Origin of the sequence: Halobacterium hubeiense (assembly GCF_001488575.1) — an archaeon.
Classification (GTDB): Archaea; Halobacteriota; Halobacteria; order Halobacteriales; family Halobacteriaceae; genus Halobacterium; species Halobacterium hubeiense.
The window spans coordinates 1,108,583-1,123,112 of the sequence record NZ_LN831302.1; the positions used below are offsets into that span (position 1 = coordinate 1,108,583).

Annotated in this window: 18 protein-coding genes; 6 read left to right on the forward strand and 12 right to left on the reverse strand. The window is 52.3% G+C overall.

Annotation, left to right across the window (positions count from 1 at the left end; all coding sequences use genetic code 11):
- Positions 1-96 precede the first annotated feature (96 nt).
- Positions 97-783: a hypothetical protein gene (locus tag HHUB_RS05690; RefSeq protein ID WP_059056618.1), complete on the forward strand. Its 687-nt coding sequence runs from the start codon at positions 97-99 to the stop codon at positions 781-783.
- 57 nt (positions 784-840) lie between these two features.
- Here the strand turns inward: HHUB_RS05690 and HHUB_RS05695 are convergent, their stop codons facing one another.
- Positions 841-1,563, reverse strand: a complete 723-nt coding sequence (locus HHUB_RS05695) for a hypothetical protein (RefSeq protein ID WP_059056619.1) — start codon at positions 1,561-1,563, stop codon at positions 841-843.
- Between the two features lie 227 nt (positions 1,564-1,790).
- On the opposite strand from HHUB_RS05695, the gene HHUB_RS05700 reads away from it, so the two are divergent.
- Positions 1,791-2,069, forward strand: a complete 279-nt coding sequence (locus HHUB_RS05700) for a hypothetical protein (protein ID WP_059056620.1) — start codon at positions 1,791-1,793, stop codon at positions 2,067-2,069.
- A gap of 189 nt (positions 2,070-2,258) precedes the next feature.
- Here the strand turns inward: HHUB_RS05700 and HHUB_RS05705 are convergent, their stop codons facing one another.
- From HHUB_RS05705 to HHUB_RS05740, 10 genes are all read right to left on the reverse strand, one after another.
- A complete protein-coding gene (locus HHUB_RS05705; RefSeq protein ID WP_059056621.1) occupies positions 2,259-2,786 on the reverse strand; it encodes a hypothetical protein in 528 nt (175 codons plus the stop codon).
- A 92-nt stretch (positions 2,787-2,878) separates the two neighbouring features.
- A complete protein-coding gene (locus HHUB_RS05710) occupies positions 2,879-4,234 on the reverse strand; it encodes a hypothetical protein (protein WP_059056622.1) in 1,356 nt (451 codons plus the stop codon).
- Positions 4,227-4,685 (reverse strand): hypothetical protein, encoded by a 459-nt coding sequence (locus HHUB_RS05715; RefSeq protein ID WP_059058215.1) that lies wholly within the window; start codon positions 4,683-4,685, stop codon positions 4,227-4,229. Before HHUB_RS05715 ends, HHUB_RS05710 begins: the two co-directional genes overlap by 8 nt.
- The gene (locus tag HHUB_RS05720; protein ID WP_059056623.1) at positions 4,685-5,194 is read right to left on the reverse strand and encodes a hypothetical protein; all 510 of its coding nucleotides are present in this window, start codon (positions 5,192-5,194) and stop codon (positions 4,685-4,687) included. Before HHUB_RS05720 ends, HHUB_RS05715 begins: the two co-directional genes overlap by 1 nt.
- A 68-nt stretch (positions 5,195-5,262) precedes the next feature.
- Positions 5,263-6,507 (reverse strand): hypothetical protein, encoded by a 1,245-nt coding sequence (locus HHUB_RS16560; RefSeq protein WP_157533983.1) that lies wholly within the window; start codon positions 6,505-6,507, stop codon positions 5,263-5,265.
- Positions 6,497-7,288, reverse strand: coding sequence for a hypothetical protein (locus tag HHUB_RS16565; RefSeq protein WP_157533984.1), 792 nt, complete (start codon positions 7,286-7,288; stop codon positions 6,497-6,499). The genes HHUB_RS16560 and HHUB_RS16565 overlap by 11 nt, the downstream gene beginning before the upstream one ends.
- Positions 7,281-7,916: a hypothetical protein gene (locus HHUB_RS05730; RefSeq protein WP_157533985.1), complete on the reverse strand. Its 636-nt coding sequence runs from the start codon at positions 7,914-7,916 to the stop codon at positions 7,281-7,283. Before HHUB_RS05730 ends, HHUB_RS16565 begins: the two co-directional genes overlap by 8 nt.
- 40 nt (positions 7,917-7,956) lie before the next feature.
- Positions 7,957-8,310 carry a hypothetical protein gene (locus HHUB_RS16570; protein WP_157533986.1) on the reverse strand — a complete coding sequence of 118 codons (354 nt, stop codon included), beginning with the start codon at positions 8,308-8,310 and terminating at the stop codon, positions 7,957-7,959.
- A gap of 109 nt (positions 8,311-8,419) precedes the next feature.
- Positions 8,420-8,593, reverse strand: coding sequence for a hypothetical protein (locus HHUB_RS05735; protein ID WP_157533987.1), 174 nt, complete (start codon positions 8,591-8,593; stop codon positions 8,420-8,422).
- Positions 8,594-8,675: 82 nt separating this feature from the next.
- Positions 8,676-9,293, reverse strand: a complete 618-nt coding sequence (locus tag HHUB_RS05740) for a hypothetical protein (protein ID WP_157533988.1) — start codon at positions 9,291-9,293, stop codon at positions 8,676-8,678.
- Between the two features lie 156 nt (positions 9,294-9,449).
- On the opposite strand from HHUB_RS05740, the gene HHUB_RS16575 reads away from it, so the two are divergent.
- The 3 genes from HHUB_RS16575 to HHUB_RS05750 all read left to right on the forward strand — a co-directional run bounded on the left by HHUB_RS16575 (position 9,450) and on the right by HHUB_RS05750 (position 11,954).
- Positions 9,450-9,593, forward strand: coding sequence for a hypothetical protein (locus tag HHUB_RS16575; protein ID WP_157533989.1), 144 nt, complete (start codon positions 9,450-9,452; stop codon positions 9,591-9,593).
- A 183-nt stretch (positions 9,594-9,776) separates the two neighbouring features.
- Positions 9,777-10,877 carry a hypothetical protein gene (locus HHUB_RS05745; RefSeq protein WP_059056628.1) on the forward strand — a complete coding sequence of 367 codons (1,101 nt, stop codon included), beginning with the start codon at positions 9,777-9,779 and terminating at the stop codon, positions 10,875-10,877.
- A complete protein-coding gene (locus tag HHUB_RS05750) occupies positions 10,878-11,954 on the forward strand; it encodes a hypothetical protein (RefSeq protein WP_059056629.1) in 1,077 nt (358 codons plus the stop codon).
- Positions 11,955-12,204: 250 nt separating this feature from the next.
- On the opposite strand, the gene HHUB_RS05755 is transcribed toward HHUB_RS05750, so the two are convergent.
- On the reverse strand, positions 12,205-13,095 hold the full coding sequence (locus HHUB_RS05755) for a hypothetical protein (RefSeq protein WP_059056630.1): 891 nt from the start codon (positions 13,093-13,095) through the stop codon (positions 12,205-12,207).
- A 151-nt stretch (positions 13,096-13,246) separates the two neighbouring features.
- Between HHUB_RS05755 and HHUB_RS05760 the strand changes: the two genes are divergently transcribed.
- Positions 13,247-13,921, forward strand: a complete 675-nt coding sequence (locus HHUB_RS05760; RefSeq protein ID WP_238324026.1) for a recombinase family protein — start codon at positions 13,247-13,249, stop codon at positions 13,919-13,921.
- The last annotated feature ends 609 nt before the right edge of the window (positions 13,922-14,530 follow it).

Here is a 14,530-nt window from a genome sequence, read left to right on the forward strand (position 1 = left end):
CCCACCCCAGCCACCGACCACTTCATGCGACGAGAATATGCCGCCAAACTCTCCCTCCGATAGACACTTTGCGCGACACCGAGCAGGTTTTACGAGATGGACGAGGACTCCGTGACGAAACGCGAGGTCTGGGACGACTGGGTCTCGAAGTACGTCGACATTAGTGACCCAGTTCCACTGTTCGAGACGGACGACGAGGGCGTCGTCCAGGTGAAGGCCCACGGGCAGGACGACCGGCCGATTCTCGAGCGCAGTCAGGAGATGGAGGAGTTGCTCGCGACGGAAGGGCGGAAGGTCGTCGAGGACTGGCAGCACGACGACGACACCTACGAGGGCGTCATCTACCTCATGTACACGCTCGACGGCGAGACCGTTGTCCCGCGGTACGTGGGGAAAGCGGGCAAGTACGGGCGCGACGACGAGCGGCTGAGCGCGAACCTGAAGAACGTCCGGACGAACCGGTCGAAGTTCGCGCGCTGGGGCGACGGCTACGCCTACCACCTCGGCGAACTGAGCGCCGCTCTCCTCGACCACCACGATGACCCCAGTGTCAACCGCGACGACGACCCGCGTGGGAAGTACCAGGCGTGGGCGAACGCGCTCTTCGAGGACGACTCGCGGAGGCTACGAGAACCCGTGTACTTCTGGGCGCGAGCGTGGCGAGAAGACGACACCGGCCCGTTCTACGGTTTCGAGACCTCGCTGGACGCGCTCGAATACTACCTCATCGACCTCGCCTCCGACCTCCACCCCGAGCACGTGCTGAATACTGAGGGCGTGTGAGTCGCGGTTCCTATGCCGCGTAAACTGCTTCTACTCGCCTGATTCCTCGACTCGGGTTTAGGAGCCTGTTCTATTCTGATCTGGTACGTCCAACTCGATATGGAGATCGTTGAAGAATGCCTGTGACTTCTTGTCTGTGAACTTCACGTGCTGTCGTAGGAGAAGGAGATTCAAGAGGAGCAAGACAGCGACAATCGCGAAGACGGCAACAGAACCAACCTGAACTGAATAATACGCGGGAACGACGAAAAGAGATAGAACAGAAACGAGCCACAAACTTCGGTAAAACGTAGTCAGCATCTCGTACTTCCGATACAGCGTGTTCCGTCCGTACAGGAAGGCTTCTCCGAAGCGACGGAGGGGCTCGATATCATCTGGTTTTCCCTCGGTCTGGGTTCCACTCATGCGCTTCTCTAACTTCGCTACGACCTCAATCACAACCTCATCGTCTACGCTACCAGCTCGCTCAAGCCCACTATCGTCGTTATTCCCCTCGAACGCGGCTTTGATACGAGATCTGACGAATCGTACCTTACCCTTCCCGTCAACGTCGTCGCCATAGATGACGGCCAGCACGGCGGCAATCAGTTTTGCAGGCCTCAAAAGCGAACCTATAGCGTGGAGAATCCGCCCAGCGACGTAGCCAGCGACAAGTAAGAACAGACCACTAATCGTGGTCAAATTGCCCGGGCCGAATAGAAGGACTCCTATCCCGACTGCGAACGTCCCGGGTATGAGGTCCACCAGAACATCATACAGATTCAGGTTGCTGACTGGCACGTCGGACGATTGTGTAGGCGGGAAATCAACTTTGGCATCGGTTCGAAGATCCGCCGAAGGTCTGCCGGAGAAACTATCTAGAGCAACGAAGCGAAGAGGGCGTACAGGAATCACCGGCCCAACGGGACACCTATGCCGAGATTGGGTTTCTCACACGACGGCGCGTATGTCGTACTGCGAATTGACCTGGAGGTAGCTATAAACGGGTAGGTTTTTTGACTGCAACTATGGGAAGTCACCGCCAAGCCTTCGAACGGAGTGGCGCGGTCAAAGAGTTCGTCGACGACGAAGGACGGCACTACTACGTCGTCCAGTTCGGCGACGGAAGCGGGCAAATTCTACAGAAGAAGCAGAGCGAAGAAGACAACTCAGTTGCCGAGTACGTCCCTCGCGACGAATCTACCAAGGAGTCGATGCGGATGATCGCAGCGTCTTCCGACTTCGAGGTTCGGGAAGACAGGAATACGCAGCAGAACCTCCAGAACCTCCTCGACGGCGGCTGGTAGTCAGAACGGAGTGGCGACGACGAAGTCAGTCTGTCACTCCTTGACTCGCGAGACGATTCTCGGCGTGAAGATGACCCCGTCCCCTTCTACGACTTCGAGACCTTACTCCAAGCGCTCGAATACTACCTCATCGACCTCGCCTCCGACCTCTACCCCGAGCACGTGCTGAATACTGAGGGCGTGTGACGGCTACAAAAGCAGACGCCAGAACGAACCCTGAAATTGAGGACCGAATACGAGCAGGAGAGCCCCGATTAGATGCGGCCACTCGTTCACCAATTTCCAATTATCGACCAACGCGTGGACGTAGTACAACAGGAGAGCGATGTCCAGTCCAAGGACTTGTACGCCCGGATAGCTCAAGCGCGACACGAATTCGGGAATAACGATGTCTACTGCACTCCCGACGATCAGCATCGCTCCAACAACGATAATCATCGCCCGTTCCTTGGTCTGCATCGAGCTGGCAATCTGGAAGGAGGTCGAGGTCACATTATAGAGGAAGTGTGTCACCATCGCAGCCACCAACCCTTGCAGCGATAGTGACGAAATCGTATCTACGAACGGGAGATTCACGACGTAGATCAGTAAGTCGATTAGCGGTCGAACGTCGAGGACGAACGTCACGAAAACCACGAATCCAGGAGCGAGCGTCAAGAGGTGTTCCTCGTCGATGTAACGGCTCCGTCTTGCTCTCCGGCGAATATCTGAAATCATTCTATCCCTACGATGTGATGACCGACTTCAGCAGTTGCTTAAATCACTGACGACATAAATAGAAGCGATTGGTAAGATGAATCTCAGCCAGATTAGAGTCCAGTCCTAAAGTCATCCAGAGTATCGTAGGCGAGCTGGTCCATCTCCTTAGCAGCGTGAACCCACCGCATCATATAGTCTAAATCGCGATCGTCGTTGATTTGGAAGGACTGGCTGAACGGTGTGACCGTGCTTTGGTGGTCGTCTTTCAACTCGGCGATGAGGTCGTCAAAAGATTCGGACTGGACAGTCAAGGTGTGATCCCACCGTTTCGCGAGGTAATGCTTCTGTAAGACCGTTTTGAGGTTCTCTACCGAGGAGTTATCCTCAACTTTTTCGAACGACTGAGGTTCGTCGTCATCGATGTCGTCCTCGTCTTCCTCCTCCTGAACCTTCTCTGCCATATCCTGCCAGCTATCGAATTTTCGACTGCAAACGGGGCAGTCACACAAATCGAAGTCCGTGTTGAGCCCAAGGTCGGCTGCGGAGGCAGGGTTGACGAAGTCCTTGATTGGGTCGAAGTAGTAGCGATTGGGGAAATTTCCCCCGTCCGTGGCCTTCAGTTCCTCAGTGTGCTCTTCAGCGTAGAGCGTTCCGTACGTCGTTCCTCCGAGACCGAAATACGCCAGAAGGTGAGAGAAGAAGTCTCCGTACAGGAAGTGGGGAACGATACCTCTGTCACGGATATCGTAGACGAACTTGATCACGTTTTCATAGACGGATTGGCCAGTCTCACGCTTGTCTAGACCCTCTATGATGAGGAAACACTCCGAGACATCCAACTCGTCGACGAGGTCGATGAGATTGCTCCGCGTCCCAGCGTCGCTTATCATACTCTTCGTCGTGTAGACGCAGGGCTTGAGCGGAATCGTAGCGGCGTCTTGGGACGCATTCAGAATTGTTTTCGCGGTGGATATCTTCGATTCGTCGTCGATCTTGTTGTACCAGGGTATGATCTTCTTCGGCTCAGCAGGCGGAGAACCGATGTCGGCGAAGTTACTGAGGTCTACGTTCACAGCGTCGGTAGCGAACGTCTCCTGAAATCGGACGACAGATGCGGCGATTTCGGAGATGTCCTGCTCTGTCATCTTCTCGGGATTCGCATTCCCACGCTCCTCGAGAATCGACGAGAGGGGGTCGCCAAGATGGCGGAGATACGCCCTCGTCCAGTCGGTGATGTCCCCGTTCTCTTTCCGGAAGTTCCGACCGCGCTCGAATTCGGCTAGTCCGGGGTCGATGTAGTAATCGATGCCCTCGCTCCCCGTGATGTCGTAGATTTTCTCCTTGGTCGCGTCGCTGTTGAACGCTACCAGGTGAGGCTCGAAGAGAATCGAGTCGTAGAATTCCGGCTGAGTCTCGACAGGATGCTTGTTGTTATTGTTGTTGTAGCGAACAGTCGTCTCAAACATCACCTTTCACTAGCTCGATAACCTTCCCGCGCCGACATAACTGTTGGGCGGTTTTGTCCGGTGAAGAGACGATTTCTACGTCCGCGCCCACCGCGAGAAGGCCAATCGGCAGGTCCGATACACGCTCAAGGAGCCGGTCAGTCACGTCCTTCTCCCACACCGCGAGGAAGGAGAAGTCGACGTAGTCGGAGTTCCGAAGGGCCTGCTGGATGCCTTTCCCGACGTTTCGAGACTTCAGTTCGATGGCAATCGTCTCGTCGCCGTTCGCGCACAGCACGTCGATTGGGTAGGAGAAGATCGACTGCTCGGTCGCGTGGTCGATCCCGAGAGTTTCCAGGAAGTCGACGACGATTCCGAGCTGGTACTTCTCGGGAACGTACTGTTCCTCGGTTTCGTCCTGATCCGCGGTCCACCGTTCGTTGTAGTGTTTGACAATCTCAGTCTGTGACATCACTTCGCCTCCGAGAACACGTCATCTCGAATCTCTGACTCGACTGCGAAATCTGGATACGTAGAGTACACGTATTGCAGCAACTCCGTCAGGGACATCGAATTGTACTCTGTAACCAGATTCTCTAGTTCATCCCTGTACTCGGGCTCAAGTTGTCCCACGAGTTCGCTCGCGATCTTCTCGCCTTTCGGCGTGATGCTGAACTTCTTGTTCCCCAGGTCCGACTGGCTCTCGTCACCGAGGTGTGGCGAGTCGAGGGGCTCAGACTCGATGGCGGATAGCTGCAGTAAGAACTCAAGTTCCGAGTACACCGCCTCCGAGAACGGCCCCATCTTGTACGGCGCGAATTCGAACGCAACGTCGTCCTCGTACTCCTCGAAGAACTCCGTCTCCTGCTCGATGAGGAAGAGCAGCTTCTGGAGTTTCGTCACTCCGCGGACCTGCTCCGCGAAGTAGAACAGGATGAAGACGACATCCGTTCGTCTATCGATTTCGTCGATTCGCGCCATTCACGAACTTCCTCTCTGGCCCGGTATATGAAACTACGGTGGAAGTAGGTTGTTGTTTAAATCACCCGTCAATCGGTACTCCTAATCGAGAGGTTTGATACCCTGCTTCGAATATCATTTAGAAGACCGGATCGAGTAGAGGGATTAATCTCCCAGTTGTACTCTCTTATCCTCCTTGCTGGATAGATGACCAGGAAAAAGATTGAGAGAAATGCTATAATCGCGAATGCGAACAGACCAATCAAAATGTACAATTGTTTCTGCTTACCGAGCCCTAATTGAACCACGTTTATAAACTGGATAAATGGAATACTAGCGATTAGCGTGACCAGAACACCTATTGATTTCGCAGACGGCTGCAAAGTATCACTACCAGAATAAAGTTGGTTAAAATCAGAGACCTTGTCGCGCATCTCCTCTCTAGCGGTTGTAGCAACCTCGGACTGATTCACATCTACTAACCCGTCTTCACTATATCTGTGAAAGTGTAGGCCCCCATCACCAAACTCACAAGAACAGACGAGCACCGCTGAACCGTCACTAGGGTGTTCCCCGACTACTTTCACAGAACTGATTTCTAAATATTCATCGACTTGAGGGAGAGAATAGCTGGGTTGTTCTGAAACAGAGTACCCATTTTTGTCGAGATAGTTCCGAATAGAATCAACGATAGCCTCTCTGTTCGTCTCGGCAGCTGGTGACGATTCCCTACAGATTGGTAGTGAGATTGGTTTCTGCAGTCTTATCAGCTCATCCCGTGTATTTCCCCAGAATGAAGGGTCTAACAAATCCGACCACGAGAAAATATACTCCTGTGGATTTGCATGGCTAGTGTTTACAAAACCAACAGGGAAGCGTAGCTTAGTTGTATCTGGCTCATAGCTTTCAAATCTCTTACCGTCAAAGAACACTCTAAACGTGACTTCACCCAAGCTATCCGAGTCTGCAAGCAATTTCCAATGCAGGTCGCGAACTTTTTCTACGGTGACCGAGGCAAACCAATCGCGTTCGGAGATGTTCTTAGACCACTCTTCAATAATGGTCTCTGGGTTAAGTTTGTAGCAGATATCAACCACGTTTTGATTAGGACAAGAGCATTCATCTTCAGATGACTTACAATTTGAACACAAACGATTTCTATACGAGATGAAAAAGTCCTTCCAATCTTGTCCGATATCGTCTGGGTCAATCCCCGCCTCGACAATGAATGAATCTATCTCTGGTTTGGTGAATTCATAATTAACAATCTCTCCATGGTCCGGAATTTGGTATAAGCAACGAGCTAAGAAGCTAATATCGTCGTCAGAGAGCATATTCTCTCTCTGCAGTTTCAATTATCTCAATTGGTGAATCGTAGTCTCCACTCATTAGATAGACTAAGTGGTTCCAAAGGATATCAAAGTCAACCGAGGTCATCTCGTCGTCCCATTTTGCGTATTTTTCAAAGAACATCTTGACGCGTCCTTCAGGAGTGGGGCGACTCTGGTCCGCAGGCGGGTCTGGATACTGGCTGGAATCCAGATCCAGTTGGGAGAGTTTAATACCTATATTTGATATGAGTGACTCGAAGATTTTAATTTCCTCATCCTGATAGTCTTCCTCATCGAAGTAATTAGAAACCATATTTTCAAATGAATCCTCTATTCGTTCTGCTACGGAGCGAGGATCCTCCATCGATCTCCCCCCGAACTCTTTGAAAACCCAATCACGGAGAAGTAGTTCAAGAGAATCCAGATATTCTCGATTGTCTAATACAGTCGTTACTGTTTCTTCAACCCAATCTAGAAGATCTGTTCCAGTAGGGACTTCGGAAGTCGAAATGTGGCCGTCTTCGTACGCCCTAATTTGCACCCGTTTATCCTTTACATCACCTGTATAAGAAACGTGGAATCGAATCTGGATGACCCTTCCACCATCCTGTGCAGGATTTAATACTTCAGATTGGTACAGGTGTTCGCCCCGATTACCTCGATACCTCGCCGTGTTTATTCGTACATCATCGAAACCCCCATAGTCAATCCCAGTATTTTGGCCATCCATCAAATTCTGGAGGAGGAGCAATTCCGAACTGCGGAAAGTTATTTCATCACTCATCGTCCTTCCCCCATCTCTTTATTGCTGCCAGAACATCGTCCTCTACGCTTGACTTCATTTCTGAATTGGACATTGTAACAATCTCATCACCGGCGTAAACTCTTACTTCCACTCGGAGCTTGTTCTCTGTAACAATGGCCTCCATCCCTTCAACGCCTAAATCCTCGACATCGATGTAATCCCCAGATTCGTCCCTAATTTTCGTCGCATCTTCAACATCCATGTTCTCAGGATGGCCAACGACCTCAAACCGTAGATCGAGAACTTCTTCGGAATCTTTCGCCCGGACATCTTTAAGAGAAGTGGGAAGACTAAATTGGTTCTCTTCGGTTTCTTCTAGTGCTCCGTGTGCTTCATTCGCATTTTGCTTGAGGTCGCCATAGTTAATCCCATCAATTTGATAGAACTGTAGGTTGAACGAGTCTCCCTTCTCACCATATTCCTCAAATAATTCATGGATATATTCTCCGTATTGTTCATCACCCAGATCTACTCGGAGTGTTTCACAGAACGATTCCGGCTTGTTGTCGACTAAAAAGTGGAAGTCCCTCCCCGCCTCTTCAAGCATGTCTTGAATAGTCTCGTCATCCTCTGTTCGATATGATGCAGCGGGGATTCTACTAGCCATTTGATCAACCGAAAGCTGATCTTGAAAGATGTACCTGTTCCTACTCATCGATATCAACCTCAAGTTCATCAGCGAAAAGCGGCGCTTCTTCGGATATCTCTCTCAGCTTTCTATAGGTTTCTTCTGTTTCATCAACAGCCCGTTTTAATTGATAGCTGGGCTCCAACAATCGTTTAAATCCGGAATCAATGTCCGTAGGTTGGACGCGAGCAGATCCCCTTTCAGCAGCGGATTGTGCAGAAAGATACCAGGCGACTTCAATCATCTTCTCCATTCGGGCTTTGAAATAGTCATCTGTACCGTCCCCCACATTTTGCTCGTGCATATCCCTCATTAAACCCCTAAGCGGGGTAACTTTGATTGGGTCGTGTTCATCAAAAGGGTCCTCAGACATATATCCCCATCTGAAACTTCATTGTATAAAATCTTCTCATTAGATAGAATATCAACTGGAGCGATTAGAGAAGCCCTGGATATAGTATAGAGGCACGCCGATGAGCGTTCTATTTGACTCGACTTGGTCTTGGTCGCGGCTGATTCTGCGCGTCAACTTCGCCTCGAAGGTACAGCCGCCCCCACGTCGTGATCTCGTAGATGTCCTCGTGCTGCCGGTCCACGAGACCAGCATCAGCGAGCATCTGACACCGCGCCCGAATCTGTCCGCGCGAAATGTTCATCTCTTCGAAGCGGGGATGCTGGACATACAGCTCGTATTCTGAAACCAGACTGCCGCTCATAGAGAATAGAAGCGATCTCGTCTTACTGCGCGGCCTGACGTTTGTAGTCCCGCAGTCGCTTTTGCACGTCTTCCATGCAGTCCTCTGGCTTGCGGTCGGAAGGCCAGCTACGGCCGTGGCCGTCCGCGAGGTTTACCCAGAACTGCCGCTCGTCGCTGTCGTAGTTCACTGACGCGATAGAGTCGAAGTAGAACTCTTCCGTCGAATCACCAATCTCTTCGTTCAGCGAGGGCATCTCGAGTTCTGCGTCGTCGTGGATGATGAGGGAGTGGTCGGTGACGACGAGCGTGTGCGTTTCGTACACCTTCGACGGCTTCCGGAGGATTTTGCTCCCGCGTTCGTAGTGCGTCCGATACGTTTCCGCGTTGTCCTCCGGACGAGTCGAGAGTGCTTCCTCGACGACGCGGTCGACTCGCTCGTGGAACCGGTTGAGGACACTCTCGTAGTTGTTGTTGACGTGACGGACCCCACCAAAGTACCAGATGAACGGCGACGCGAAGAACGCGAGTGCCCCCAACAGGAATGGCATATCCATCCCCTGACCGATGACACCGCCAACAACGGTGATCGCTGCGATACTGACCTTTCCATTCCACCCCATAACCCACTGCGGTTTGTTGATTTGGTCCCCTACGGACATGGCCCACGCTGGAAATTACAGGAACTTAATGCTATCTGCTTGATTATAGACGCCGATAATTCGGTACAAGTACACGGACGAAACTACGCGTCTAATTCCCCGACGTCGGGGTCTCCAGCCAGTTGTCGCTCTTGCAGTCGATGATTCCCCATCAGGATGTGGGCGGTCTACCCGTGGTACTGGCGCGGCGTCGCGCTCGTGGGCGGCCTCGTTGCCCTCGACGACGCCGTTAGCCACGCCTTCGGCATCTGGACGCCCCTCGACGCCGGCTGGGGGCAGGTCTGGCACCTCGTCCCCTGAGCGCTGTCAACGAATACCGGATTATTCGACGATTTTACTGCTCAAAATGTCCGGTAAGCAGGAGTGCAAACTCCTCATTAGCAACCTCAACCGGCACTAGCCCCAAGAGAACCTTTATCCATCAGCCAACCACAAGGAAGGATAATAGTCGACCGTGACGCATCACAAGAGAGGGATACGGATATGCAGATAGAGCAGGGTAATTACACGCTTGAGCAGCTCTGTCAAGAGGTCATAGACCACACTGAAAGCGCGTTTGAGCAGTACCACGTCAAGCATCTCAAGTTCTACTTCTACATCGCAGACGAGGACTGGAATCCGAACTTCCCAGACAGGTACGAAACACAGGATTACGGGGAGATGACGAAGGTTTCTGCCGGATATACGAATCGGTTCGGAGCGGAAGATCGCGCGGACTTCTTCATCGGTCCATACGGCGACGAGAGCGAAATCATCACAATCCTGACTGCAGAGACGCAGGAGGCTATTGATCAAGCTCTTCTCCCCATGCTAGGCCGGAGGGACGACATCTCCCTTATGCCAATCATGCTGGAAGACTTCCAGCGGATGAACGAACTTGTTCTAGAGCACAACGACATCCGAATTACCGAATTCAAGTCCGAGCGAGTCCCCGACCTGGCAGAGGCCGATATCCGACCTAGCGTACAGCGTTCTATTGAGTACAAAGGTCGGGACGGGAAGGAAGCAATCGAGGAACTCCGAAGCGGGTACGGTGTCGTACCCGTCCGAATCCAGTACGAGCATCAGAACCTCTCCCTGAAAATCGACTCCCGCGGGAAGTTTACGCTGAAGAAGATGAACTCGGAGAACTTCGATCTCCTCTTCGAGCTTGTTGAGGAAGTCATCGAGAACGTTCTGGAGCTGAAGGACATCACTCAAGAGATCCGATTTACCGAGGAGGAGGTAGAATCGGGAAATTTGTCGATTACGGTGCCCAAAGTTGAAGCGGGTGAAATTACCTTCGACCGTGAATTCACTCGCGTACTAGCGGAGGATTTTGTCGAGGGCACCAGAAACCGCGACCGGGTCGACTTCAGTTTCACAGATGTAACGATGCAGGCCGGTTCACTCGACTTCTCCGCTCAGGTAGTCGACGAGAATCGGAACTCGTTCTTCAACATCAGCGCCACTGCGGACGAGATGCGGATTGTTCCCGAGACGAACTGCTCGTTTCCCTCCCTGATCGAGTTCTACTTCTGTGTGTTGCAACTTGTCGACGGGAGCGCCGAGCTGGACCTGCACAATTCTCAGACTGCTTCATAGATGGTCAATATCGAACCTCCCTCCGACCTACCTGACCATCACACGAGCGAATTCAGAAGTGCATATCGAGAGTGCATAATACCCAAGAACAGGGATTTCGATCGCGAAGGCTACAAGGATGACCTTGAGAACTTCATTGACCAAGAGCGAGAGCACCGGAGACTGGTCAATTTCTGTGTCTTCCCGTTCGTCCAGTCTGATTCGGAGGGATACCAGTTCGTCCGTGCGGATCCGCTAGAGGAATGTGGAGTCAAGAATTTCGACTTTCTACTTCACGACTTAGAGGGGAAGGTCATCTTTGGAGAAGCAAAGGCCACCCTCCCAACGAACGTTGACAGCGAGATTAACGATCTCCTTGAGCAGCGAGAGACGGTCGAGGAGTGGCAAGACTATATCGAGGAGCACTACCTCGGAAAAGAGATGGTGTTCGCAGAGTATGTGCTAGCGACGTACGATAACTACGCCACTACCGCATCTCGGAAAATGTTGGCGAGAGGCGAGGATGTGAAGGTCTGGGGAGTGAACAGAACGGAGAAGGAACTCAATCTCAAGAAGAGTCTGCCGGACGAAACCCCCGATAATCTCCCGGGTGACGACCCCATCGCCGAACTCTCTAAGCTAGCCAAACACTCGATTGGTCCACTCAACTCAGTACTAGAGAATTGTAGGACTGCGACGGGAGCAGTTAGCGTTCTACCCGAATCGGCAGATATTGACCAGCTCCGGGTAATCACTCGCGCCTATTCCTCAAGAGGGAGAGACACATTCATCAATCGCTCAGACATCAGGCGTGAGATCAAGGCGGGTGCGCGGAACTACGGATCTGAGCGGATTGATGAGATCACCGACGAATTGATCGAACTGGGACAGGAAATCGGATTACTCAGGAGTTGGGAAGACGGTCCTGCAGATTACCGAGTTGTCTCTCAGTACACTTCTAGAAAGGGGATTGAGAAGACGCTGAAGAAGAAGTGGAAAGACCACAAGGTCAAAGAGAAGTACAGCAAGATGCAGGAGGCATGCCGCGAGTACGCCCGAGAAGAGGTGGGTAAGCAGACGCAGCTGAGTGAGTTCTGAGACTTTACAACTACTTCACACTCCTGCTCTCCTTCGCTTATGCCTTCACAAACAAATCGCCGCGGTAGTGGTTTAGGAACGTGTCGACTCTTTGGTCATCGTCGACTCGCTTGATCACGGAGCAGTAAGCTCGGGATTTGTACTACCCTATTCCGATGTCGGAGAAGACTGGAATCTGCGACAAACACCCGTCGTAGTACTCCTTGCTTCCACGACACCACAGATTCAGGCTACTTGATGGGGTGAATAGTCAACTTTGGAGTTGAATACTACCCGCAATATCTGCTTCATCTAATTCACGCTGAGATATTCCGTATTCACGACGGAGACTGACTTTTCGGTCCCTCAGTGCTTCAAGTAGATCTTTAGAACGATTAACTAGATTCTCTTCGCCTCGTTCAATCTTTTCAAGTTCAATCCCGGCTTCTTCGCGAGCAGTTTGGCAGAACTCGTCCCCATAAGATTCCCAGACCTCGTACAGCTCGCTGTTTTCACCGAACTCGTTGGAACGCTTTACTGCCCCATAGACGAGAGTGTCAATATCAGGGTATTCGCCACGGGGATCCTTGATTTCCTCCTCCTCAACGAACTCCTTAATTCGTGGCCGAATCTTCTCGGCAGCTTCGTCCCCAAGATCGGCTAAGTTCTCGATGAGTTCCTCGTACTCCACTAGCTCATTCCAGAGGTTTTCATCTGCGTTTTTGAGCCTGTATAGTGCGGCTGAGTCGGGTGATTGGTTGATTACTCCAGACACTCTCCCAGCTGTGTAATGGTTTTGCGGACCGTCAATTAACACCCAGTTCCACTGCAAGTCTTCTTTTTCATATGCCCTTATGTTGTCCTCACATCCCTCAATAGCATAGTCTAAGACCTGAACAATCTCGTCGATGACCAGTGGCTTCTCGCGCTCGCGCTGAATTTTCTCGACGGTAGCTGTTTGCTGGCGAATAGAAATTAATGTCGCGCCGGCCAAAATCAGCGTTCCCGTGGCCCCTAGGCTACTGGCAACCAACATCGCCCTACTCTGATTTGGCAATCTACCCCAAAACCACCAGACCGTCAGAGAAATCCCAAAGCCCAGTACTATGATGGCAATCCCTGCCGCGTAATATTCCCGGTCCTGAACTTTCATCTGTGTCATTTTGGGGAACCGATTGCTTCCTCCCTAAAAGCCGGGGACTACACTGACAATCTGGATACTGCGACAATTCTGTGGTTTTGTTGGTGGTGTATGCAAACGGTCGTTCTCGTACAGGCTGTACGTTTCTCCCGCTTTTATTAGGTAAGTCCCCGTGTACGGGAACATAGGCGACGACCAGGTAGCTTGCTACTGTCGAGTCAGTACCGACGACCAGAGCCTCGACCGCCAGCTCACCGCGACCCAAGAGTACGCCGAGCGCGAGTTCGGTGCGGACCTCGCGGACCTCTCGATCTACCGCGACAAGTCCACGGGGACGAACACCGAGCGCTCCGGCTACCAAGAGATGATGGCCGACGCCGAGGACGACGAACTTCGCGCTGTCGTCGTCCACAGCATTTCCCGGATTTGTCGGTCCATCTCTGACTTGGAGCGGACTACCTTGCGGCTCGAAGACGCCGGCACGGAGCTACACATCGTCTCCGAGGGACTGACGCTGCGGCCCGACGAGGAAGACCCCTACCAGACGGCGCTGTTCCAGCTACTGGGCGTGTTCGCCGAACTGGAAGCGAATATGGCCCAGCAGCGCACGAAGGAAGGCATCGCGGCGCGACAGGCCAACGAGGACTACCATCACGGCCCCGCGCCGCTGGGCTTCGAGAAGGACGACGGGCGGCTCGTCGAGGCCGACGACTACCACGACGTCGTCTCCGTGCTCGACATGGTCCAGAAAGACGAACTCTCGAAGCGCAAGGCAGCCGAGCGGTTGGACAGTTCGCGGCCGACGATTAATCGAGCGCTGGAGCGAGCAGAGCTATACGGGCTCTAGGTCGTAGAATTCGTGCCACCTCGATCCTCTGAGAGCATGAGAGTTAGTGCAGACTTGTGATGAACTACGGCGGCTTGGAAGTCTGGGACACCTTCCGCGAACACTACCTCGGGCAGTACAGGGTGACAGCACAACAGCGGGCAAGAGAGAAAGTTCCGTGGTTATAGCTTCTTGGTCGTCAGAAAGACAACCTGTTACCGACTTTTACGCTTACAGCGTTTGTAAGTGGTACTGGCAAAGGTTTATGCACTCTGCCCATTCAATCCTACATGGGGACGTGCAGGTGTCCGGGTTAGTTGACCCGGGCCAGCACGTTGTTCTAGACCAATAGAGAGTGTCCTAGAGCCCCGGTTATCACCAGAATCAACAGCACGACGCGTAGTGATAACCGAAGCACTTCGAGACAGTCTCTAATGCGGTCAAGTAGGTCTATTTTGTCCTCGTCCTGTTTGTGTTCTAGGTCGGACGACATGCGTTGCTATCGGGCCATAGAAGCCGTGACACCCGGAACGTGGGGACGTGCAGGTGTCCGGCCGGCCCGCATAGACAAACATACGGACGGACATAAAAAGCTCCGCGGTCACTATACAAATTGTATACTGGCTCGGC